This is a genomic window from Geothrix oryzae (assembly GCF_030295385.1).
Taxonomy (GTDB): Bacteria; Acidobacteriota; Holophagae; order Holophagales; family Holophagaceae; genus Geothrix; species Geothrix oryzae.
In genome coordinates this window covers 654,677-675,850 of sequence record NZ_AP027079.1, presented here as the reverse complement: position 1 = coordinate 675,850, position 21,174 = coordinate 654,677, and the positions used below count along the sequence as shown (strand labels likewise).

At 69.2% G+C, this 21,174-nt stretch carries 16 protein-coding genes; 14 read left to right on the top strand and 2 right to left on the bottom strand.

Translation table 11 applies throughout. The annotated features are described in order from the left end of the window. Positions 1 to 71 precede the first annotated feature (71 nt). From sufB to QUD34_RS03015, 10 genes are all read left to right on the top strand, one after another. The gene (gene sufB / locus QUD34_RS03060; RefSeq protein ID WP_286355126.1) at positions 72 to 1,511 is read left to right on the top strand and encodes a Fe-S cluster assembly protein SufB; all 1,440 of its coding nucleotides are present in this window, start codon (positions 72 to 74) and stop codon (positions 1,509 to 1,511) included. Positions 1,512 to 1,525: 14 nt separating this feature from the next. Beyond that, complete coding sequence (gene sufC / locus QUD34_RS03055) at positions 1,526 to 2,290, top strand: Fe-S cluster assembly ATPase SufC (RefSeq protein WP_286355125.1); 765 nt, start codon at positions 1,526 to 1,528, stop codon at positions 2,288 to 2,290. Beyond that, positions 2,287 to 3,567: a Fe-S cluster assembly protein SufD gene (gene sufD / locus QUD34_RS03050; RefSeq protein WP_286355124.1), complete on the top strand. Its 1,281-nt coding sequence runs from the start codon at positions 2,287 to 2,289 to the stop codon at positions 3,565 to 3,567. Before sufC ends, sufD begins: the two co-directional genes overlap by 4 nt. Next, positions 3,564 to 4,799 carry a cysteine desulfurase gene (locus tag QUD34_RS03045; protein WP_286355123.1) on the top strand — a complete coding sequence of 412 codons (1,236 nt, stop codon included), beginning with the start codon at positions 3,564 to 3,566 and terminating at the stop codon, positions 4,797 to 4,799. The genes sufD and QUD34_RS03045 overlap by 4 nt, the downstream gene beginning before the upstream one ends. Continuing rightward, complete coding sequence (sufU, locus tag QUD34_RS03040; protein ID WP_286355122.1) at positions 4,796 to 5,245, top strand: Fe-S cluster assembly sulfur transfer protein SufU; 450 nt, start codon at positions 4,796 to 4,798, stop codon at positions 5,243 to 5,245. Before QUD34_RS03045 ends, sufU begins: the two co-directional genes overlap by 4 nt. Before the next feature lie 2 nt (positions 5,246 to 5,247). After that, complete coding sequence (locus tag QUD34_RS03035) at positions 5,248 to 5,808, top strand: NifU family protein (RefSeq protein ID WP_286355121.1); 561 nt, start codon at positions 5,248 to 5,250, stop codon at positions 5,806 to 5,808. A 217-nt stretch (positions 5,809 to 6,025) separates the two neighbouring features. Then, on the top strand, positions 6,026 to 6,559 hold the full coding sequence (locus QUD34_RS03030) for a hypothetical protein (RefSeq protein ID WP_286355120.1): 534 nt from the start codon (positions 6,026 to 6,028) through the stop codon (positions 6,557 to 6,559). A gap of 94 nt (positions 6,560 to 6,653) precedes the next feature. Continuing rightward, positions 6,654 to 7,010 (top strand): cytochrome c3 family protein, encoded by a 357-nt coding sequence (locus QUD34_RS03025; protein WP_286355119.1) that lies wholly within the window; start codon positions 6,654 to 6,656, stop codon positions 7,008 to 7,010. A gap of 141 nt (positions 7,011 to 7,151) precedes the next feature. Next, positions 7,152 to 8,909, top strand: a complete 1,758-nt coding sequence (locus QUD34_RS03020) for a 30S ribosomal protein S1 (RefSeq protein ID WP_286355118.1) — start codon at positions 7,152 to 7,154, stop codon at positions 8,907 to 8,909. 227 nt (positions 8,910 to 9,136) lie between these two features. Beyond that, positions 9,137 to 11,479 carry a pentapeptide repeat-containing protein gene (locus QUD34_RS03015; RefSeq protein ID WP_286355117.1) on the top strand — a complete coding sequence of 781 codons (2,343 nt, stop codon included), beginning with the start codon at positions 9,137 to 9,139 and terminating at the stop codon, positions 11,477 to 11,479. Positions 11,480 to 11,562: 83 nt separating this feature from the next. Here QUD34_RS03015 and QUD34_RS03010 read toward each other — a convergent pair whose 3' ends face one another. Continuing rightward, on the bottom strand, positions 11,563 to 12,060 hold the full coding sequence (locus tag QUD34_RS03010; RefSeq protein ID WP_286355116.1) for a bactofilin family protein: 498 nt from the start codon (positions 12,058 to 12,060) through the stop codon (positions 11,563 to 11,565). Between the two features lie 178 nt (positions 12,061 to 12,238). Between QUD34_RS03010 and QUD34_RS03005 the strand changes: the two genes are divergently transcribed. From QUD34_RS03005 to QUD34_RS02990, 4 genes are all read left to right on the top strand, one after another. Then, on the top strand, positions 12,239 to 13,369 hold the full coding sequence (locus tag QUD34_RS03005) for an exonuclease SbcCD subunit D (RefSeq protein ID WP_286355115.1): 1,131 nt from the start codon (positions 12,239 to 12,241) through the stop codon (positions 13,367 to 13,369). Continuing rightward, complete coding sequence (locus QUD34_RS03000; protein WP_286355114.1) at positions 13,366 to 16,419, top strand: AAA family ATPase; 3,054 nt, start codon at positions 13,366 to 13,368, stop codon at positions 16,417 to 16,419. The genes QUD34_RS03005 and QUD34_RS03000 overlap by 4 nt, the downstream gene beginning before the upstream one ends. A gap of 104 nt (positions 16,420 to 16,523) precedes the next feature. Beyond that, positions 16,524 to 18,890 carry a S9 family peptidase gene (locus QUD34_RS02995; protein WP_286355113.1) on the top strand — a complete coding sequence of 789 codons (2,367 nt, stop codon included), beginning with the start codon at positions 16,524 to 16,526 and terminating at the stop codon, positions 18,888 to 18,890. A 182-nt stretch (positions 18,891 to 19,072) separates the two neighbouring features. Further along, complete coding sequence (locus tag QUD34_RS02990) at positions 19,073 to 19,483, top strand: bacteriohemerythrin (RefSeq protein WP_286355112.1); 411 nt, start codon at positions 19,073 to 19,075, stop codon at positions 19,481 to 19,483. 20 nt (positions 19,484 to 19,503) lie between these two features. Here QUD34_RS02990 and ggt read toward each other — a convergent pair whose 3' ends face one another. Then, positions 19,504 to 21,165: a gamma-glutamyltransferase gene (gene ggt, locus QUD34_RS02985; RefSeq protein ID WP_286355111.1), complete on the bottom strand. Its 1,662-nt coding sequence runs from the start codon at positions 21,163 to 21,165 to the stop codon at positions 19,504 to 19,506. Between the last annotated feature and the right edge of the window lie 9 nt (positions 21,166 to 21,174).

The window sequence follows — 21,174 nt, the reverse complement described above, 5'->3', positions numbered from 1 at the left end:
GAGGAGCATGTCCCAGCCGCGGGTAGGCGCACCCGCCCCCACGGCCTGGATGTGCCTCACGGGAGACGGCGATGAGCACCACCTTGAATGTGGTCACCAGCCAGGAATACAAGTACGGCTTCGTGACGGACATCGAGGCGGACAGCGTCGCGCCCGGCCTGACCGAGGATGTGATCCGGTTCATCTCGGCCAAGAAGGCCGAGCCGGACTGGCTGCTGGAGTTCCGCCTCAAGGCCTACCGGCATTGGCTGACCATGACCGAGCCCGAGTGGGCCAAGGTCGACTACCCGAAGCCCGATTTCCAGAAGATCGTCTACTACAGCGCCCCCCGGCCCAAGGCACCCAAGTACGCCTCCATGGACGAGGTGGACCCCGAGCTGAAGCGCACCTTCGAGAAGCTCGGCGTCCCCCTCCATGAGCAGGAGGCCCTGGCTGGCGTGGCCGTGGATGTAGTCTTCGACTCCGTCAGCGTGACCACCACCTACCGGGAGAAGCTGGCCACGGTCGGCATCATCTTCTGCAGCTTCAGCGAGGCCGTGAAGTCCCACCCGGAGCTGGTGAAGCAGTACCTGGGCAGCGTGGTACCCCCTTCCGACAACTTCTACGCCGCCCTCAACAGCGCCGTGTTCACGGACGGCAGCTTCGTGTTCATTCCCAAGGGCGTGACCTGCCCCATGGATCTGAGCACCTACTTCCGCATCAACAACAAGGAGTCGGGCCAGTTCGAGCGCACCCTCATCGTGGCCGAGGAGGGCGCCAGCGTGAGCTACCTCGAAGGCTGCACGGCCCCCCAGTTCGACACCAACCAGCTGCATGCGGCGGTGGTGGAGCTCGTGGCCCTGGATCACGCCTCCATCAAGTACAGCACCGTGCAGAACTGGTACGCCGGCGACAAGAACGGCGTGGGCGGCATCTTCAACTTCGTCACCAAGCGCGGCCTCTGCAAGGGCAAGGGCTCGCACATCAGCTGGACTCAGGTGGAGACCGGCAGCGCCATCACCTGGAAGTACCCCAGCTGCGTGCTGCTGGGCGACGACAGCATCGGCGAGTTCTACAGCGTGGCCCTCACCAACCACAAGCAGCAGGCCGACACCGGCACCAAGATGATCCACATCGGCCGCAACACGAAGAGCACCATCGTCAGCAAGGGCATCAGCGCCGGCGAGAGCTCCAACAGCTACCGCGGCCTGGTGAAGGTGCAGGCGAAGGCCGACGGCGCCCGCAACTTCAGTCAGTGCGACTCCATGCTCATCGGCCAGGCCTGCAGCGCCAGCACCTTCCCCTACATCGAAGTGCTGAACCGCAGCGCGCAGGTGGAGCACGAGGCCACCACCAGCAAGATCGGGGAAGAGCAGCTGCTCTACTTCCAGCAGCGCGGCATCCCGGCCGAGGAAGCCATCAGCATGATCATCAACGGCTTCTGCAAGGATGTCTTCCGCGAGCTTCCGATGGAGTTCGCCGTGGAAGCCACCAAGCTGCTGTCGCTCAAGCTCGAAGGAAGTGTCGGATGACCCTCGGAGTACCCATGCTGTCCATAAAGAACCTCACCGCTTCGATCAACGGCACGCCGGTGCTGAAGGGGATCGACCTGGAGATCAAGGCCGGGGAGATCCACGCGATCATGGGCCCCAACGGCTCGGGCAAGTCCACCCTCGGCAAGGTGCTGGTGGGCCATCCGGCCTATGAAGTCACCGGCGGCGAGGTGCTCTTCGAGGGCCGGAACCTCTTCGAGCTCGAGCCCGATGCCCGCGCCCGCGCGGGGATCTTCATGGGCTTCCAGCACCCCATCGAGGTGCCCGGCGTGAGCAACGCCGCGTTCCTGCGCCTGGCCTACAACAAGAAGGCCGAGGCCGAGGGCCGCGACGAGCTGGATCCCCTCGAGTTCGACGACTTCATCCACGAGAAGATCAAGCTCGTGGCCATGCGCGAGGAGTTCCTGGACCGCAGCCTCAACGAAGGCTTCTCGGGCGGCGAGAAGAAGCGCAACGAGATCCTCCAGATGGCCGTGCTGGAACCCAAACTGGCCATCCTGGACGAGCTGGACAGCGGCCTGGACATCGACGCCCTGCGGGTGCTCGGCGACGCCGTGAACAAGCTCCAGCGCGCGGACCGCGCCCTGCTGATCATCACCCACTTCCCCCGCATCCTGGAGACCATCCAGCCCCAGTTCGTGCATGTGCTCTCCGGCGGCCGCATCCTCAAGAGCGCCGGCAAGGAGCTGGCCACGGAGCTCGAGGACCGCGGCTACGACTGGGTCCTGGAAGAGGCCGCCGCCGGGGGCGCCCGATGACCCCAGTCGCCGTTGGTTCCAACCTGCTGGTGGATCTGCTCAGCGGGCCCCGGCCCGCTGAGTGGGAGACCCTGCGGGTGGAGGCGGAGGCCCGCCTGGCAGGCCGGGACCTGCCCACCACCGCCGACGAGGACTGGAAATACACGGACCTGAAGCCCCTCTCTGGCCTCAGCTTTGGAGCCGCCCCCAAGGCCGCCGTCGACATCAGCGGCCACCTGCTCCCCGAAATGGTGGGTACGCGCCAGGTCTTCGTGAACGGGCACCACGCGCCCCATGCCAGCTGCACCTCGGCCGTTCCCGCCGGCGTGCGCTTCTTCCCTATGTCCACCGCCAGCGAGGCCTGCCACGCGCTCGGCAGCGTGGGAGCCGGCACGGAGACGAGCCCGTTCGCGGACCTGAACACCGCCCGCTTCGAGGATGGCGCGGTGATCCTGGTGCCGAAGAACCTGAAGGTGGCGCTGCCCCTGCACCTCCTCTTCATCACGCAGGCCGCGGCGCCCGTGGCCACCTTCCCCCGGGTGCTGGTGGTCCTGGAGCGCGGAGCCGAGCTCGAGCTGGTGGAGGAGCACCACGGCGAAGGCACCTACCTGAGCTGCCCCGTGGTCGAGGTCCGCGTAGCCGAGGGCGCGATCCTCCGCCACGAGCGCGTGCAGCGGGAGGATCCGGAGGCCTTCCACCTGGGCACGCTGAAGGCCGACATCGCCAAGGGGGGCCAGTACCATTCCCGCACCCTCAGCTTCGGAGCCCGGCTGTCCCGGCAGGAACCCTGGGTGCGCCTGGCCGAGGGGGCGGAAGCCAGCCTCGATGGCCTGGCCCTGCTGGACGGTCCCCAGGTCGCCGACACGCACAGCTTCCTGCTCCATGCCGAACCGAACGCCCTCAGCCACCAGCTGCACAAGTGCATCGTGGATGGCAAGGCGCGCGCCGTCTTCAACGGCCAGGTCCGCGTGGCTCCCCATGCCCAGGGTACGGACGCGAAGCAGCAGAGCCGCAACCTGCTCCTCTCCGGATCCGCCCGGGTCGACACCAAGCCCCAGCTGGAGATCTACGCCGACGATGTGAAGTGCAGCCACGGCGCCACGGTGGGGCAGCTCGATCCCGAAGAGCTGTTCTACCTCCAGAGCCGGGGCCTGAACGCCGACGATGCCCGGAACCTGCTCACCTACGGCTTCGCGGCCGATGTGCTCACCCACATTCCCGTGGCCAGCCTGCGCCGGGCCCTGCGCCAGCTCGTCATGGCCCGCACCCAGGCCACTTCGCTGGGGGACCTCGGATGAGCGTCGACCTGAAAACCCTCGATGTGGCGGCGGTCCGCAAGGACTTCCCCCTGCTCTCCCGCATCCTGCACGGCAAGCCCGTGGTCTACCTCGACAGTGCCGTGAGCGGCCAGATGCCCGTTCCGGTCATCGATCGCATGACGCGGTACCAGCGGGAAGAGCATACCAATGTCCACCGGGGCGTGAGCACCCTCAGCCAGGAGGCCACCGACTTCTACGAGGCGGCCCGGGAGAAGGTGCGCCGGTTCATCGGCGCTGGCTCCGTCAAGGAGATCGTCTGGACCCGCGGCACCACGGAATCCATCAACCTCGTGGCCCAGACCTTCGGCCGCACGGCGGTGAAGGCGGGCGATGAGATCCTCCTGTCGGCCATGGAGCACCATGCCAACATCGTGCCCTGGCAGATGCTGGCCGAGGAGAAGGGCGCCGTCCTCAAGGTCATCCCCATGAACGATGCGGGCGAGCTGCTCCTCGATTCGCTCGACGAGCTCCTGACCGAGCGCACGAAGATCGTGGGCGTGGTCCATGTCAGCAATGTCCTCGGCACCGTGAATCCCGTGAAGGAGATTATCGCCCGGGCCCACGCCAAGGGCGTGCCCGTGCTGGTGGACGGCGCCCAGGCCGTGCCCCACCTGCAGGTGGATGTGAAGGACCTGGACGCGGACTTCTACGCCTTCAGCGGCCACAAGCTCTCGGGCCCCACGGGCATCGGCGTGCTCTACGGCAAGCTGGCCCACCTCGAGGCCATGCCCCCCTGGCACGGCGGCGGCAACATGATCCGCTCCGTCTCCTGGGAGAAGACCACCTACATGGCCGCCCCGGGGAAGTTCGAGGCGGGCACGCCGCCCATCGCCGCGGCCATCGGCCTGGGTGCGGCCATCGACTACCTTGAGGCCCTCGGCCTGGATCGCATCGCCGCCCACGAGCACGACCTGCTGGTCTACGCCACCGAGCGGCTGACCGGCATCCCCGGCCTGCGCATCCTGGGAACCGCCAAGGACAAGGCCAGCGTGATCTCCTTCGTGGTGGACGGCATCCATCCCCACGACATGGGCAGCCTACTGGACGGCGAGGGCGTCGTGGTCCGCGCCGGCCACCACTGCGCCCAGCCCGTCATGACCCGCTTCAAGGTCCCGGCCACGACCCGCGCTTCCTTCGCGTACTTCAACACCCGCGACGAGGTGGATGTCCTGGTTTCGGCCGTCGAGAAAGCCATCGAGTTGTTCCAATGAGCGACCCCCGCGAGCTGTACCAGCAGGTGATCCTGGAACACAACAAGAAGCCCCGGAACTTCGGGAAGCTCGAGGCCTGCACCCACCACGCGGAGGGGCACAATCCGCTCTGCGGGGACCAGCTGGACCTGACCCTGGTGATCGAAGACGGCCTGGTGCAGGACATCAAGTTCCAGGGCAGCGGCTGCGCCATCGATGTGGCCAGCGCCAGCCTCATGACCGGCGCCGTGAAGGGCAGGCCCGTGGCCGAGGCCGAAGCCATGGCCGAGCAGTTCCGCGGCATGGTGCGCGGCGAGCTTGAGCCCGGCGCCCAGACGCCCCTCCTGGGGAAGCTCACCCTCTTCAGCGGGGTCAAGGATCTGCCCAGCCGCGTGAAGTGCGCCGTCCTCCCTTGGGCCACCCTCCACGCCGCGCTCAAGGGCGAAGCCGAAGCCTCGACGGAATAGCCATGCCAAAAATCGCAGAGATCGAATACACCCCCAACCCCAACGCGGTGAAGTTCGTGTTGAAGGAATCCGTGGCCGTGGGCTTCCCCAAGTCCTTCCCCAACGCGGAAACCGCCGAGCACGACGACCTGGCCAAGAACCTCTTTGCCGTGGGGAATGTCACCTCCGTCTTCATGCAGGACAAGTTCCTCACCGTCACCAAGACCGACGACAAGGGCTGGCCCGAGATGCTGCCCCTGCTGGCCGCGCCCATCCGCGCCGCCGCGGGTGCAGGCGGGGGCCAGGCCAACGCCCCGGGAGCGCCGCGGGTCTTCACCAAGATCGAGGACGAGAACGATCCCATGCTGAAGGACATCCGCATGGTGCTGGAAAGCGCCATCCTGCCGGCCCTGGCGGCGGATGGCGGCGGCCTCGAGCTGGTGGGGCGCCACGAGAAGCAGGTGATGATCCGCTACATGGGCGCCTGCGGCAGCTGCCCCGCCAGCCTCACCGGCACCCTGGCCGCCATCGAGGGCATGCTGCAGAAGGAAGTGGACCCCGAAATCGTGGTGATCTCGGTCTGAGCCCGCCCGGCATCCCAAGGCTGGAGCCGCGGTGCCGGCTCTCGGAGAACCTCTGCCGCCGGGTGGGCTGGCGCCGCGATATTAAAAGATATCAAGATCAACTATCTTTACCCCCTGCGGGAGTAGACTGGGGCCAGATTCCTTGCCGACTTGCCCAACCCCGTGCGCGACGCCCCTTCCCCGGTGGCCGCGCATTCCGAACTCGAAGGGAGGTCTCATGCCCACCCACTTCGCCCGTCCGGCGGGTGCCCTGGTTCTGTTGTCCCTGGCCTGGTCCTGCGGAGGCGCCGGGGATGGCCAGAACGCCCCCGTCCTGACCCCGGCCCGCACCCTCGTCGGCACCTGGAAGGCCCCCCTCCCCACCACGGTCAACATCAGCACCGACTCCTGCAGCAACGCCCTCAACACGATGACGCTGGCCGGCACCCAGCCCTGGACGGTGACCTTCGTCATCACGGCGGGCTCCGACGAGAACCATGTGTATGTCCAGATGAGCTTCACCCGCGGGACCTACGCTCCCGTATCCGCCACCGCCTGCTCGAACCCGATCCTGGTTCCCGAGGTCTCCCCCATGTTCCTCACCGGAGTCATCAGTTCCACCCGGCTGACCCTGTACAACGGGAGCACCTCCGCCGGGGTGTTCAACTTCACGACGGATATCCTCACCGGCACCTTCGATTACACCTGGAACGGCATCTACAGCCAGCGGGAATACACCGCGACCAACGGGATGACCCTGCTCCGCCAGTGAGGCTGCGGGCTGCCGGCGCTGATCGGCCCGGGCATCCTGTACACTGATCCTGGACCAGGAGGCGTCGCGCCGACGGGCCTTTTTTGGAACTGCCATGACCCACGCCCGCTGCTTCGCCCTCCTCCTCTGCGGCCTCCTCGGGGCGGTTCCCGCCCTGGCCCAGGCTCCCGCAACCCGCAAGCTGCCCGAGCACCATGCGAAGGCCGGCGTCCACTGCTTCAACTGCCACCACGAGGAGAAGCCCACCCAGAAGGCCGTGGCTTCCGATTCCTGCATGGCCTGCCACGGCGACTACCCGGCCATGAAGGAGGTCACCAAGCACCTGCCGGTGAACCCCCACGACTCCCACCTGGGGGAGATCAGCTGCACCGAGTGCCACCGGCAGCACCAGCCCCCGGTCGTGAAGTGCCTCGAGTGCCACAAGGGGAAGTTCAAGTTCACGGCCAAGTAATCGCAGGCCGGGCCTGGATGGCAGCCTTTTCCCTGGCCCCCCCAGGGGTTCCTCGGTAGTCTGTTCGTTCTGCCGGACTTCGTGTGCCGGGATTCCAGCGCACCACCAGAGCGTGGGCGCAACCAAACGAGGTGGACTTACATGTCCAAGTTAGAATCAATCATCAAAGGCCTGGGCTCCAAGCAGATGGGCCGCATCACCGTGCTCGACGCGGGCTATGTCGAGGACGACAGCGCGGAAGGCCAGGAGTTCATGGCCGCGCTGCAGGGCGAAACCCGCGGCCTGCGCGAGGAAGAGGTCGTGCGTGGCGTCGTCGTGGAGATCCGCGGCAAGGATGTCATCATCGACATCGGCTACAAGGGGTCGGGCACCGTCAATCTCGACGAGTTCAACAACCCTGACGGCACCCAGGGCGTCCAGGTGGGCGATGTCGTCGAAGTGCTGCTCGAGATGCTCGAGGACGCCAACGGCAATGTGCGCCTCAGCCGCGAGCGCGCCGAGAAGATGAAGATCTGGGACGAGGTCGAGAAGGCCTTCCGTTCCAACATGACCGTGCACGGCACCGTGCTCGAGAAGGTCAAGGGCGGCCTGGCCGTGGACATCGGCATCCGCGCCTTCCTGCCCGGCAGCCAGGTGGACATGAAGCCCGTCCGCAACCTGGATCCCTACCTCGGCAAGTCCTTCGACATGAAGGTCATCAAGGTCAACCGCCGCCGGGGCAACATCGTGCTGTCCCGCAAGCTGTTCCTCGAGACCATCAACGCGAGCCTGAAGGAAGAGACCCTGGCGGGCCTCGAGGAAGGCAAGCTGGTCGAGGGCGCCATCAAGAACATCACCGAGTACGGCGCCTTCGTCGACCTCGGCGGTGTGGACGGCCTGCTGCACATCACCGACATGTCCTGGGGCCGGCTCAACCACCCCAGCGAGATGTTCCAGGTGGGCGACAAGGTCGAAGTGGCCGTGCTCAAGTACGACAAGGACACCGAGCGCGTCAGCCTCGGCTACAAGCAGAAGTTCCCGGATCCCTGGCTCTCCGTCGAGGAGCGCTATCCCATCCAGGCCACCGTCAAGGGCAAGGTCGTCTCGATCACTGACTACGGCGCATTCGTGGAGCTCGAGCCCGGCATCGAAGGCCTGGTCCATGTCTCCGAGATGAGCTGGACGAAGAAGGTCAAGTCCGCCAAGGGCATGGTCAACCTGGGCGACCAGGTCGAGGCCCTCATCCTGCAGGTGGACAGCGAGAACCGCCGCATCAGCCTGGGCATGAAGCAGATCACCCCCAACCCCTGGATGGCCATCGCCGAGAAGTACCAGCCCGGCATGATCGTCACGGGCACCGTGCGCAACATCACGGAGTTCGGCGCCTTCGTCGAGCTGGAAGAGGGCATCGACGGCCTGATCCATGTGTCCGACTTCAGCTGGACCAAGAAGATCAAGCACCCCGGCGAGATCGTGAAGAAGGGCGACAGCGTCACCGCCAAGGTCCTCAACCTGGACCCCCTGGCCCAGCGCATGAGCCTCGGCGTGAAGCAGATGGAGCCCAATGTCTGGGAGATCTTCTTCGAGAACCACAATGTGGGCGCCGTCATCACCGGCAAGATCGCCCGCCTGACCGACTTCGGCGCCTTCGTCGACCTCGGCGACGGCATCGAGGGCCTGGTCCATGTGTCCGAACTGAGCCGCAAGCGGGTGGAGGATATCCAGAAGGAGTTCACCGCCGGCCAGGAGCTCACCATGAAGATCGTGAAGCTCGATCCCACCGAGCGCCGCATCGGCCTCTCCGTCAAGCAGCTGGAGCAGGACATGGAGCGCGGCGATTTCGAGGCCGCCAAGGCCCGCCAGCCCGAGTTCAAGAAGGCGACTCTGGCCGACGCGTTCAACAAGGCCGAGCGGGAGTAGTCCCCAGCCCGTTCCACGGATGGAGCCCCCGCGAGGGGGCTTCATCGTTCTCGACCTAGTGGGTGTTTTTTCACAGCCACCCGGGACCAAGCCGCAAAGGCTTGCGGGCCGCGGGATTTAGCCTCCCCCTCCATTCCGGAACGGGCCTAAATCCTGTGGCGCGCCCCAAGCGTGCTGGATAAACTCGGGATTAATCGAATGTCGATCCAAGCCGCAAAGGAAGCTCCATGAGCGAACTTACCCGGAAGGAAGTAGTCTTCATCCTCAAGTCGGGGAAGAACTTCCAGCGCGCCGATCTGAGCGGCCTCGATTTGCGGGGCTTTGACTTCACCGGGGCGAACCTCTCCGAGGCCAACCTCGCGGGCGCCGTCCTCAACGAAACCCGGCTCTGCGGCGCCAGCCTCATCGGCGCCGACCTGCGGCTGGCCAACCTCGACGAAGCCGATCTCGAAGGCGCCAACCTCAGCCGCGCCCGACTCGCGGGTGCGAACTTCGCGGGGGCCAACCTCAGCGGCGCCGACCTCACCTTCTTCGACATCCAGCAGTACGAACCGGCCACCGTGCCCAACCTCCGCGGGGCCAGCCTCGCCGGGGCCAACCTCAACGGCGTCATCCTCACGGGCCTGGACCTGAGCGGGAAGAACCTCCGCGGGGCCGACCTCAGCGGGGCCGACCTCCGCCAGACGGTGCTGGAGGGCGCGGACCTCGAGGGCGCCAACCTCGGACAGGCCAACCTGGTGGGCGCCAACCTCGCCAAGGCCAATCTCTCCGGCGCCAGCCTCCTGGGCGCCACCCTGGGCGGGGCCAACCTGAACCTCGCGAACCTGGGCGGCAGCAACCTGGCTGATGCCGATCTCCACTGGGCCAGCCTCACCGAGGCCAACCTCGAGGGCGCGAACCTGAGCCGGGCCAACCTGAAGGGCACGAACCTCAGTGGCGCCAACCTGGCCGGCGCGGACCTCCGCAACCTCGACATCCTGAAATACGAAAAAGACGATGTGCCCAAGCTCAAGGGCGCGAACCTCAGCGGCGCGAACCTCCACGGCACGAACCTCCGCGCCATGGACCTGGGGCGCACGAACCTCAGCCGGGCCGACTTGGCCGAGACCGTGCTGCGCCAGGCCAATCTGGAAGGCGCGGATCTGCATGGCGCCAACCTCCAGAAGGCCGACCTGAGCGGCTGCAACCTCAGCGGCGCGGTGCTCGCCGGCGCCAACCTCGGCGCAGCCCAGCTGGGCGGCGCGGTCCTGAGCAACACCGATCTCCGGGAAGCGGACCTCACGGGCGCCGACCTGCGCGACATCAACCTCGGCGGAGCCAACCTCAGCGGCGCGAACCTGACCGGCGCCAGCCTCACGGGGGCCCAGCTGGACGGCGCGGTGCTGGTGGGCACCCTGCTCGTGGGCGCGAACCTGGCCAGCGTGGACCTCTCCCGCAAGAACATGAAGGGCGCGGATCTCTCCCGGGCGGACCTCGCCCAGACCAACCTCGATGGCGCCAACCTCGCCGGGGCGCTGTTCAGCGGCGCCAAGCTCCAGGAAACCCACCTGGGCGGCGCGAACCTCCGCGGCGCGAAGCTCAGCGGTGACGACCTCCGCACCGCCAACCTCTGCGGGGCCGACCTCTCCGGGGCCGACCTCTCCGGGGCCGACCTCGCGGGCAGCATCCTCAGCGCCAATCTCCACGAGGCCAACCTCTTCGCCGCCAACCTGCGCGGGGCCACCCTGGACCGGGCCGTCCTCACGGGCGCCAACCTGTCGGGCGTGGACCTCAGCGGCTTCACCCTCGAAGGCATGGACCTCAACCGCGCCATCCTGAACGGCGCCAACCTCACGGGCGCCAAGCTCAAGGGTGCCATCCTGCGCGGAGCCCAGGCCCTGGGCGCCGATCTCAGCGGCAGCGACCTCGCCAGCGCCGACCTGCGCAACTCGGACTTCAGCGGCACGAATTTCTTCGCCTGCAACCTGGAGGGCGCGAACCTGCGCGAAGCCAACCTGGCCTCCCTGCCCACGGAATCCCGCGGCGAATACCGCACCAACCTCAGCAACTCCAACTTGAACCGGGCCAACCTCAGCGGCGCGAACCTCTATCAGGCCAACCTGAACGAGGCGAACCTCGTGAACGCCGATCTCACGGGGGCCAGCCTCGTGTGGGCCGACCTCCGCGGCGTGGATCTCCGCCAGACCTCGCTCAAGAACACGGACCTCCGTCAGGCCAACCTGGACGGCGCGAACCTTTGCGGGGCGGACCTGCGCGAGACCATCCTGCAGGATGCCTACCTGGACGGCGCGAACCTCTCCGGCGCGAACCTCTCGGGCGCGAACCTCTCGGGCGCAGACCTGCGCCACACCAACCTCATCGACGCCAGCCTCGACGGCGCCGACCTGAGCGCCGCCAACCTCAACGGCGCGAACATGGTCTGGGCCAACCTCAGCGGCGCCAACCTGGGCCGGGCGAACCTCAACCGGGCCAAGCTCAGCGGCGCCAACCTGGGCGGAGCCGACCTGCGCGAGGCGAACCTGGACGACGCCAACCTCGACGCCACCAATCTGACCGGCGCCAAGCGCTGAGCTGACCGGCGCCAAGCGCTGGGCCGACCGGCACCTAGCGCCCCCGAACCGCCACCCCTACGACGGTCTGAAAGCCAGGGCCGCTAGAACTTCCAGTCGGGGCCCCGGCCCGCGGGCGTGAAGTCGTGGGTGCCGCTGGCGGGATGGCCGTAGCGGTCCACGGTCCGGTCCTCCTTGCGCGGCACCAGGGGCACCGGTGCCTTCTCCACGGGCGGGAGGGTGTGCCGCACGCAGCTGCCGACCAGGGTGCCGCCCTCGTCCACCACCAGCGTACCGAGTTCCACTTCGCCCTCGACCCAGCCTGCGCCCAGGATCTCGAGGCATTCCTCCACCTTGACCACGCCTTCCGCACGGCCCATCACCGCGAGCCGCCGGGCATGAATGGCGCCGCGCACCAGGCCTCCGGCGGCGATCGTGACCTGGCCTTCGCTCAGGATGGTGCCTTCCACTTCGCCCTCGACCCGCAGGCTGGTCGTCCCGGTGCGGATCTCCCCCTGCCACCGGGAGCCCGCGCCCAGCACCGTCGAGGCCGGCGCGGAGGCCGCCCGCGAGGTTGCATCGTTCTTTCTGCGGCTGAACATGAGCCTCCTCAGACCGGGGGAAGGGAGGGAGTGACCAGGATGGCACCTCCTCCTTCCGCGCAGAAGGTCAACATCCTATCGGCCCGGGAGCCCGGGGAACTTGAGAGCGGCCCCGATCCCCGCCCGGGATGCAATACTCGGAGCCGGCACCGACCCTGCTCGCCCCCTGCGGAACCCCATGCGATTCCTCCACACCTCCGATTGGCACCTCGGCAAGACCCTCTGCAACGCCAACCTCCTGGACGACCAGGCCCACGCCCTCGACCAGGTGGCCGCCATGGTGAAGGAGACCCGCGCCGAGGCCCTGGTGGTGGCCGGGGATCTCTATGACCGCGCGGTGCCCCCGAAGGAGGCGGTGGCCCTGCTGGATGACGCGCTGGACCGCCTTGTGCGCGGCCTCGGCGTGCCGGTGCTGATCATCGCGGGCAACCACGACAGCCCGGAGCGCCTGGGGTTCGCCTCCGGCTTCCTGGAGACCCAGGGCCTCCATGTGGCCGGCCCCCTCGAGGCCGGGGCCTCGCCGGTGCTCATCGGCAACGCGGCCTTCCACCTCCTGCCCTACGCGGATCCGGCCACGGCCCGCCACGCGTTCCAGGACGACGCCATCCGCACCCACCAGGACGCCCTCGCCGCCCAGCTGGCCCGGGCGCGCGCGAACCATCCCGCGGGCCGCCGCTTCGTGGCCGTGGCGCATGCCTTCGTCGCGGGGGGCGAGGGCTCCGATTCGGAACTGGGTCTGGCCGTCGGCGGCACGGGCGAAGTGGACGCGACCCTGTTCAAGGCCTGCGACTACGCGGCCCTGGGGCACCTGCACCGGCCCCAGGAGGCGGGCTACGCCCAGGTGCGCTATGCCGGCAGCCTCCTGAAATACAGCGCCTCCGAGGCCGGCCATGTGAAGGCCCTCACCCTGGTGGAGCTGCCGGACCACGGCCCGGTCCGCACGGAGCCCCTGCCCCTCAGCCCCCGCCGGGATCTCCGCCGGCTGCGCGGCCGCTTCGAGGATCTGATGCGCGGTCCGCACGGCGAGGCGGGGGACTACCTGTTCCTGGAGCTGCTGGACGAGGGCCCCGTGCTGGACGCCATGGCCCGCCTGCGCCAGATCTATCCCAACATCCTCGGCATCCAGCCCGCCCCGGCCACCCCGGCGCTACCGCAGGAAGTGGTGCCCTCCGTGGACCGGGAGCTCGACCCGGCGGCCCTCTTCGAGACCTTCTTCCGCGACAGCGCCGGACGGGACATGGACGAGGCCGAACGGGCCCTCTTCCACGAGGTGGCGGGGCGGACCCTGTCCGGGGAGGCCGCCGAGTGAAGCCCCTCAAGCTCACCCTGGAGGCCTTCGGCCCCTATGCGGGACGGCAGGAACTCGATTTCGCGGATCTGAAGGATCAGAGCTTCTTCCTCATCCACGGGCCCACCGGCGCCGGCAAGACCAGCCTCCTGGACGGCATCAGCTACGCGCTCTACGGCGAGACCAGCGGGGGCCTGCGCGAGACCCGCGACCTCCGCAGCCACTTCGCCGCCGCCGACATCCCCACCCAGGTGGTCTTCGACTTCGCCCTGGGCGACCGGCGGTACCGGGTGGAGCGGTCGCCAGAGCAGCAGGTGCCCCGGCAGCGCGGCGAGGGCACCAAGAAACAGCCCTATGCCGCGAACCTGTGGGAGCTGCAGGGCGAGGCCGAGGTACCGCTCGCCACGGAGAAGCCCACGGCGGTGGACGCGAAGGTGGCCGACCTCCTGGGCTTCAAGGCCAGCCAGTTCCGACAGGTGGTCCTGCTGCCCCAGGGCCGCTTCCAGGAGTTCATGCTCGCCGGCTCCGCCGAGCGCCAGGCGATCCTCCAGACCCTCTTCCAGACCATCCGCTACGCCCGCATCAGCGAGGCCCTCGCCGACGAGGAGAAGGTCCTCAAGGAGGCCCTGCGCACGGCCCACGCGGAAACCCGGCAGCTCCTCGCGCAGGCCGGCGTCGCCGCGGCCCAGGATCTCCCGGGCCTGCTCCAGGCCACCGCGACCCGGCTGGAAGCCCTGGTCGCCGAGCAGACGGAAGCCAGCGGCCTCCTCGAGCGGGCCGACGCCGCCCTGAACGAGGGCTCCCGCGCCGCCGAACGGCTGGCGGAGCGGGCGGCCGCTCGGGCCGAAAGCGAGCGCCTCCGGGGCCTCGCCCGCATCATGGACGCCCGCCGCACGGAGCTGGAGCGGGCCCGCCGCTGCGAAGCCGTCACGCCCGCGGCGGTCCGTCTGGAGGAGAGCCTCGCCCGCATCCAGGAGCTGGAGCAGGAGGAGACGTGCCTGGCGGCCCTCGCCAGCGAGCGGGCCCAGGATCTGGCCCGCGCCGAAGCCGTCCTGACGGACGCCGAGCAGCACGAGGTGCGCCGCGAAGAGCTGCGACGGACCATCCAGCGGTTGAGGGACCTCGAGCCCAAGCTGGAGGCCCTGGAACAGGCCCGGCAGGAGGCCCGGGAAGCGGCCCTGGAGCGCAGCCGCCTGGAGGACCTGGCGGGGTGGCAGAAGCGCCGGGTCGAGACTTCCAAGCAGGAGCTCTCCCAGCAGCGGCTCCTCCTGCAGGAAACGCGCACCGAGGCTTCCCAGCTGGCGGGCCGCGAGGGACTCTTGGTGCTGGTCCGCCAGCGACGCTCCCAGCGGGAAGATCTGGACCGGGCCATCGAAGCGGTGGATCGCGCCGCCACGGCCCTGGAGGCGGCTCAGGAAACCCTGCTGGCCACCCAGCAGGCCGTGCAGGCCGCCCGGGAGCGCCACCGGGGCCTGCAGGAGCAGCGGCTGGCCGCCCAGGCCGCCCGGCTGGCGCGCGACCTCCATCCCGGCCAGCCCTGCCCCGTCTGCGGCAGCGAAGCCCACCCCCACCCGGCCCTGCCTTCGGCGGACCTCCCGGACGACCAGGAGATGCGCCAGTCGCAGGAGCAGCAGGAGGATGCGGAAACCGCCCAGGCCCGCGCCCAGGATGCCGCCGCTTCCCGCCGGGCGGCCCTGGACACGGCCCGGGCCCGGCGCCAGGACCTGGCCGAACGGCTGGGCGAGCATGTGGGCATCAGCCTGGAGGACCTGTCCATCTTCGAAACGCGGCACCGGGAGGACCTGGACCGCAGCCGCTCTGCCGAGGCGGGCCTGGCCCGGGCGGAGCAGCGGCTGGCCGAGGCCGAGGCCGCGCGAAACCTGTCAGAAGCCCAGCTTTCCGAGACGAACCAGCGGCTCTCCGACCTGATGGTCCAGGAGGCCGGGGCCAAGGCCCGGATGCAGCTTCTCGAGGACGCCCTGCTCCAGGAGCTGCGCGTGCCGGGCGCCTTGTCCACGCGGCGGCGGGAGGCCGAGGAGGCCCTGGCCGAATCCGAGGCCCGCCTCAAGGCCGCACGCGCCGCCCGGGAGCCGGCCCAGGCCGCGGCCATGCAAGCCCAGGCCGAGCTGAAGGCCCATGCCGGACGCCTGGAGGCGGCGCGGACCGACTCCTGGAACGCCAACGGCGCCTTCGAAGACGCCCTGGCCGCCGCCCACTTCCACGGCCGGACAGATTTCGACCTGGCCCGGCGCAGCGCCGGGGAGATGGAATCCCTGGCCGCCTCCCTCGAGACCCATGCCGCGGAAACCGCCGCCGCCGCGGACCGCTCCGCCCGCGCCGAGGCCCTGGCCGAGGGACTGGAGGCCCCAGATCTGTCCGCCCTCCAGGCCGCCCGGGACGGGGCCCAGGCCCGGTTCTCCTCCACGGGCGAGGCCCTGGGCCGCGCCCAGTCCGAACAGGCCGCCCTGCAGCGGCTGGAGGCGGCCCTCACCCGCCTGGAGGCCAAGCGCGAGGCCGAGGAGCGCCGCCACCGCGCCGCGGCCAGCCTGGCCCGCGTGGCCCGCGGCGAGGAAGGCGACCGCGTCTCCTTCGAGCGCTTCGTCCAGGGCGCCATTCTCGACGAGGTGCTCATCTCGGCCTCAGAGCGTCTGCGCCGCATGAGCAAGCAGCGCTACGCCCTGCGCCGGGCCACGGTCAGCACGGACCTGCGGAAGGCCGGCGGCCTCCAGCTGGAGATCACGGACAGCCACACGGGCCGCGCCCGGGCCGTGAGCTCCCTTTCGGGCGGCGAGGGCTTCCAGGCCAGCCTGGCGCTGGCGCTGGGCCTGTCGGATGTCGTGCAGCGCCATGCGGGCGGCATCCGCCTCGATACGGTGTTCATCGACGAGGGCTTCGGCAGCCTGGACTCCGAGGCCCTGGATCTGGCCCTCCGCACCCTCGAGGACTTGAACCAGGGGGGCCGCCTGGTGGGCCTCATCAGCCACCTGGAGGAAGTGAAGGCCCGCATACCCGCCCGCCTGGAAGTCACTCCCGGTCCCGGCGGCAGCCACGCCCGCTTCCGGATCGAGTAGGCCCGGCGAACCTTCCCAAGATCGGCCTTGCGCAAGATCCGCCTCGCGCACGATCGATACCTCGCATGACATGGTAGGCTCCTGGACATCCCCCGGAGCCGAGCATGTTGCGATCCCTCGCGCCTTTCCTGAGCCTCGCCCTGGTCGCCCAGCCGGCGCCCTACCAGAAGGCGCCCAAGGCCATCCAGGCCGTCCTCGACGCTCCCGGAACGCCCACCCTCCTTGCGAGTCCGGCGGGGGACCGCTTCCTGCTCGCCGAGGTCGCCCGCCATCCCCCCATCAAGGACCTCGCCCAACCCATGGTCCGGCTGGCCGGGCTGCGGCTGAATCCGCGGACCCGGGGGCCCCACAACCCGACGCGGCTGAAAGCCCTGGCCATCCAGGATCTGAAAGGCGGGCCCGCCCGGCCCATCGCCCTGCCCCCGGGCATCCTGCTGGGCCAGCCCCGCTGGTCGCCGGACGGCACCCGCTTCGTGCTGCTCGGGACCACGGCGGACGCCACGGAGCTGTGGGTGGGCGAGGCCGGCACCGGCAAGCTCCACCGGATCGAGGGCCTGAAGCTGAACGCCACGCTGGGCGATCCCCTGGACTGGCTGCCGGACGGCAGCCTGCTCTGCAAGGCCGTGCCCGCCGGCCAGGGCCCCGTGCCCCGGGCCCCCGAGGTGCCGGTGGGACCGCGCATCCAGGAGAACGAGGGCAAGGCCGCCCCCGCCCCCACCTACCAGGATCTGCTCCAGAACGCCCATGACGAGACCCTCTTCGAGTTCCTCGGCCAGTCCCAACTGGTGCGCGTGAACCTGACCAGCGGCACGGCCACGCCCCTCGGCAAGCCGGGCCTCTACGCCCAGGTGCAGCCCGCGCCCGGCGGGCAATGGATCCTCGTGGCGCGGCTCCGGCGGCCCTTCTCCTTCCTGGTGCCGGCCTCGCAGTTTCCGGTGCGCGAGGAAGTCTGGGATCGCGGCGGCGCGCTCGTCCACACGGCCGCGGACCTGCCCCTGGCCGAGGGCATCCCCCTCGAGGGCGTGCGCACGGGCCCCCGCCGTCTCCACTGGCGGCCCACGGAACCCGCCACGCTGGCCTGGGTCGAGGCCCTGGACGGCGGGGATCCCAAGCGCAAGGCCGACTTCCGCGACCGCCTCCTCCTGCAGGCCGCGCCCTTCCAGACCGCGCCCACGGAGTGGCTCCGCCTCAAGGCCCGGCTCAGCGGCCTGGACTGGGGCGAGGGCGGCCGCCTGGCCGTGGTGCGGGAGTACGAGCGCGATCGCCGCTGGACCCGGACCTGGCTGCTGGACCCGTCCAAGCCCGCCGAAGCCCGCCTGGCCTTCGACCTCAGCAGCAACGACAGATACCGCGATCCCGGGACCTTCGCCCAGCGCCTGCTGCCCAACGGGCACATGGCCCTCCGGCAGCTGGGCAGCGCCCTGTTCCTCACCGGATCCGGCGCCACGGCCGCGGGCGACCGCCCCTTCCTGGACCGCTTCGACCCCACGACGCTGAAGGCCGAACGGCTCTTCCACTGCGGCGAAGGCGTCTTCGAGTCTCCCGCGGCCCTGCTGGCGGACGGCCGCTTCATCACCCGCCGCGAGAGCCCCAGCGAAGCCCCGAATTATGTGCTTCACGGCACCGGGGCGAGGGCCTTGACGGCCTTCGCAGATCCCCTGCCCGACCTCCGGAAGATCCAGAAGAAGCTCGTGAAGTACACGCGGCCCGATGGCGTGGCCCTCAGCTTCACGATGTACCTGCCGCCCGATTACAGGGCCGGCGAGCGCCGCCCCGCCGTGATCTGGGCCTACCCGATGGAGTTCACCGACGCCGCCACCGCGGGCCAGGTGAGCGGTTCCACCGACCGCTTCACGACCCTCGGCGGCATGTCCCACCTCTTCTTCCTGCTGTCGGGCTATGTGGTGCTGGACAACACCACCATGCCCGTCGTGGGGGATCCCCAGACCGTGAACGACACCTACCTCGACCAGGTGGTGGCCAGCGCCAAGGCCGCCATCGACAAGGCGGACGAGCTGGGCGTCATCGATCCCAAGCGCGTGGGCGTGGGCGGCCACAGCTATGGCGCCTTCATGACCGCCAACCTGCTCGCGCACTCGACCCTCTTCCGGGCGGGCATCGCCCGCAGCGGCGCCTACAACCGCACGCTCACCCCCTTCGGGTTCCAGAGTGAGCGCCGCACCCTGTGGGAAGCGCCGGAGATGTACCTGAAGGTGTCGCCCTTCATGGCGGCCAACAAGTTCAACGCGCCGATCCTGCTCATCCATGGCGAGGCCGACAACAACTCCGGCACCTTCCCCATGCAGAGCGAACGGCTCTACGCGGCGTTGAAGGGCAACGGACAGACGGTCCGCTATGTCACCTTGCCCCTCGAAAGCCACGGCTACATCGCCCGCGAATCCATCGAGCACACCCTGTGGGAGATGCTCCGCTGGTTCGATCGCCACCTGAAGGGCGAGTCCGGCTCCTAGGGCATCCGGAGTCACGCGGAAGTCACCCCGTTCACGAAAATTTCACATCCAAAAGCAGCATTGCTGCGCCTTATGACATAAATCACATCCTGGTATCCAAATACTAGGTTTCCATCGGGTCCTCCGAATAACCTGACCTCCGCCCCGCCGGAGCGGGCACCTGGACCAATGGAGCAAAGCACATGGCCTACATGGAATGGCGTCCCACCCTGGAAGTCGGTCACGCCAAGATCGATTCGGAGCACCGCTCCCTCGTGGAGGCGCTGAACCGGCTGCACGCCGCGATGAAGCAGGGCAAGGGCAAGGATGAGATCGAGAAGACCCTGCTCTTCCTGAAGGACTACACCGTGGAGCACTTCAAGGGCGAGGAGCGCATGATGATCGCCCACCGCTATCCCGGCACCAACACCCACTGCGCCATCCACGCGGATCTCGTGAAGGAGGTCGGCGACCTCATCGCGAACTACCAGGCCGGCAAGGTGGTCCTCACCTCGTCCGTCCTGAGCTTCCTCGAGGACTGGCTGGTCAAGCACATCCAGGGCGAGGACATGGCCCTGGGCGCCTTCCTCAAGGAGAAGGGCGCCGTCGCCTAGGACGGGTCTCCAGGCCAGTCCTATTCAGTCGCCACGCCGCTGTCGGGCCAGCGCTTCGCATCTGCCGCGCCCCGGGCGATCCCGTCCTTCACGAGGATCACCTGGGCGCAGCCCTGCCTCGCCACTTCCTTGAGGACATGTCCTCTCGCCTTCAGGCCTTCCCTGGTGGCGGTCGGCAGATCCGCTTCCACCTGGAGGCGATCCGGCAGCCACTGGTGGTGGAAGCGCGGCGCGTCCACCGCGGCGCGAGCGTCCTGGCCGAAATCCACGACCTGGAGTACCGTGTTCAGCACCGTGCTGGGGATGGTGCGCCCCCCGGGGCTGCCGCTCACCATGAACACCGCGCCAGCCTGCACCAGGATCACGGGACACATGCTGGACAGGGGCCGCTTCCCGGGTTGGGCGAGATTCGGCGCCGTGCCGATGCGGCCCGTGGCGTCCGTCAGGCCCGGGGCGGCGTTGAAATCGCCCAGCTCGTTGTTGAGCAGGAAGCCCGCGCCCGGCACGATGCGCTTCAGGCCGTAGCTGTCCTCCAGGGTGTAGGTGAGGCTCACGGCATTCCCCTGGCGGTCGACGACGGAAAGGTGCGTGGTGTCGGGGCGGTCCTTCGGCCAGGTGAAGCGGTCCGGCGCCGATGCCGACGCCCGTTCCAGCGAGATCGTCGCCCGCAGCTCCGCGGCATGGGCCTTGGAGAGCAGCCGGGCCAGCGGGAGCTCCGGATTGAAGGCCGGATCGCCGAGGTGCTGGGCCCGATCGGCGAAGGCGCGGCGCAGGGCCTCGGCGGCCAGATGGATCGCCGCCGGGGACCCGGCGCCCAAGGCCTTCAGGTCGTAGCCCTCGAGCATGTTCAAGGTCTCGATCAGCACCTGGCCGCCGGAGCTGGGCGGCGGCGCGGCGAGCAGCTCGAGGCCGCGGTAGGTCCCCCGCAGAGGCTCGCGCCGCACGGGCCGGTAGGCCCGCAGATCCGAGGCCGTGATCAGGCCGCCCCCCGCCTTCATGTCGCGCACGATGAGCGCGGCGGTGCGGCCCCGGTAGAACTCCGTCCAGTCCTTCGACAGGCGGGCCAGGGTGCGGGCCAGATCCCGCTGCACCAGCCGGTCTCCGGCCCGGTACGGCTCGCCCTTCCGGCTGAACTGGGCCAGGGTGGGCGCATGGGAATGAAAGGCGGGCAGCTGCTCCGCCAGGCTGGCGGCCTGGTTCTCCGTCAGCACGAAGCCCTCCCGGGCCAGGCGGATGGCGGGCCGCAGCAGGCGCGCCCAGGGCAGACGGCCTTCCCGCTTCCAGGCCTCCCGCAGGCCCGCCACGGTGCCGGGAACGCCCACGGCCGCCAGGCTCTGGTGGTGCCGGACCTCGTCGTAGGCGCCCTCCTTCTGCCACATGCGGGGATGGGCCGCGGCCGGCGCCGTCTCCCGGAAATCCACGAATGAGGACCGGCCTCCAGCCGACCTCGACAGCAGGAAGCCCCCGCCGCCCAGGTTGCCTGCCGCCGGGTGCACCACCGCCAGCGCGAAGGCCGTGGCCACGGCTGCATCCACCGCGGAGCCGCCCTCCCGCAGCACCTGGGCCCCGGCCTCCGAGGCCAGCCGCTCCTGGCTCACCACCCCGCCCCTCGGCCTGCCGGCGGGAGCCTGGGCCGAGGCCGCCAGCGCGAGGAGCAGCGAGAGGATCAGAGGAATGCGCACGGAAGCTCC

Excerpts from the sequence above, each read along its gene's own strand:
- QUD34_RS03020 (WP_286355118.1), top strand. The coding sequence starts at position 7,152 with ATGTCCAAGTTAGAATCAATCATCAAAGGCCTGGGCTCCAAGCAGATG.
- QUD34_RS03030 (WP_286355120.1), top strand. The coding sequence starts at position 6,026 with ATGCCCACCCACTTCGCCCGTCCGGCGGGTGCCCTGGTTCTGTTGTCC.
- QUD34_RS02990 (WP_286355112.1), top strand. The coding sequence starts at position 19,073 with ATGGCCTACATGGAATGGCGTCCCACCCTGGAAGTCGGTCACGCCAAG.
- QUD34_RS03025 (WP_286355119.1), top strand. The coding sequence starts at position 6,654 with ATGACCCACGCCCGCTGCTTCGCCCTCCTCCTCTGCGGCCTCCTCGGG.
- QUD34_RS03015 (WP_286355117.1), top strand. The coding sequence starts at position 9,137 with ATGAGCGAACTTACCCGGAAGGAAGTAGTCTTCATCCTCAAGTCGGGG.
- sufC (WP_286355125.1), top strand. The coding sequence starts at position 1,526 with ATGCTGTCCATAAAGAACCTCACCGCTTCGATCAACGGCACGCCGGTG.
- QUD34_RS03035 (WP_286355121.1), top strand. The coding sequence starts at position 5,248 with ATGCCAAAAATCGCAGAGATCGAATACACCCCCAACCCCAACGCGGTG.
- QUD34_RS03005 (WP_286355115.1), top strand. The coding sequence starts at position 12,239 with ATGCGATTCCTCCACACCTCCGATTGGCACCTCGGCAAGACCCTCTGC.
- sufD (WP_286355124.1), top strand. The coding sequence starts at position 2,287 with ATGACCCCAGTCGCCGTTGGTTCCAACCTGCTGGTGGATCTGCTCAGC.
- sufU (WP_286355122.1), top strand. The coding sequence starts at position 4,796 with ATGAGCGACCCCCGCGAGCTGTACCAGCAGGTGATCCTGGAACACAAC.
- QUD34_RS03045 (WP_286355123.1), top strand. The coding sequence starts at position 3,564 with ATGAGCGTCGACCTGAAAACCCTCGATGTGGCGGCGGTCCGCAAGGAC.
- QUD34_RS02995 (WP_286355113.1), top strand. The coding sequence starts at position 16,524 with ATGTTGCGATCCCTCGCGCCTTTCCTGAGCCTCGCCCTGGTCGCCCAG.
- sufB (WP_286355126.1), top strand. The coding sequence starts at position 72 with ATGAGCACCACCTTGAATGTGGTCACCAGCCAGGAATACAAGTACGGC.
- QUD34_RS03010 (WP_286355116.1), bottom strand. The coding sequence starts at position 12,060 with ATGTTCAGCCGCAGAAAGAACGATGCAACCTCGCGGGCGGCCTCCGCG.